Source organism: Streptomyces sp. NPDC059909, assembly GCF_042730885.1.
Classification (GTDB): Bacteria; Actinomycetota; Actinomycetes; order Streptomycetales; family Streptomycetaceae; genus Streptomyces.
Genome location: NZ_JBHWKX010000272.1, coordinates 1 through 1050, shown reverse-complemented (window position 1 = coordinate 1050; position 1050 = coordinate 1). Strand labels below are relative to the sequence as shown.

Annotated in this window: 1 protein-coding gene; it reads left to right on the top strand. The window is 69.7% G+C overall.

What is annotated here, in order from left to right; all coding sequences use genetic code 11:
* Positions 1-245: 245 nt before the first annotated feature.
* Positions 246-1050, top strand: an 805-nt coding sequence (locus ACFV9O_RS40785) for an IS110 family transposase (protein ID WP_385428225.1), incomplete at its 3' end; no start/stop codon positions are given.

Sequence of the window (1050 nt, the reverse complement as noted above, 5' to 3'; positions counted from 1 at the left end):
GCTCATTAGAGGACCATCCCTTCTGCAGCCCTCACGAGTAGGGTTGTGACCTCTCGGTCCCGGTGGGTGCACGGCCATCGGTGCGAGCCGCTCGACGGCCTGCATGAGTTCCGCCGGCCCCGCCGGGCCGAGGCCGTCTGATCGGCTTCAGGGACACGCCCCGCAGAGGGCCGATTAATGAGCTCCCGGCAGACGACCTCACCACCGAGCAGGTGCTCCTGGAACGGCAGTGGAGTGCGACGCACGTGTTCATCGGATGGGACTGGGCGACCGACACGCACGACGTGACGGTCATGGACGACACCGGCGAGCGCATCGACCGGTGGGAACTGGCCCACACTGAGGAAGGGTTCGCCAAGGCCCTGGCCAGGCTGCGCAAGCACGGCGACCCGGCCGACCTGCCGGTCGCGATCGAGACCACCCGCGGCCTGGCCGTCGACCGACTGCTCGCCGCCGGCCACCCCATCGTGCCGGTACACCCCAACGCCTTCCACGCCATGCGAGCACGCTGGGGCGCCTCCAAGGCCAAGACCGACGCGGGCGACAGCATGAAGCTCGCCGACTACCTGCGCACCGACGGGCACCTGCTGCCCCGGCTGGAGCCCACCGAGCAAGCCACCCTCGACCTTCAGGTCCTCACCCGGACCCGGGCCGACCACATCGAAGCCCGCATCGCCGCCGTCAACCAGCTCGCCGCCCTGCTCGATGAGCACTGGCCCGGCGGCAAGAGCGTCTTCGCCGAACTCGACAGCGACATCGCCATGGCCTTCCTGGAGAAGTACCCGACCCCGGCCTCCGCGGCCAAGCTCACCGCCGGACGCATCGAAGCCTGGTGCAAGCGCCGCGGCTACTCCGGCAAGAAGCCCGGCAGCGTCCTCATCGAACGCCTGCGTTCGGCCCCGAAGGCGGCCTCCCGCCTCAGCGAGGGCGTCGTCGAACAGCTCGTCCGCGTCCAGGTCCAGCTGGTGCAGGGCATACGCACCACCATCCGCACCCTGGACAAGGCCATCGCCGAGGCAGTCGAGACCCACCCCTACGCGCCGTTGTTCG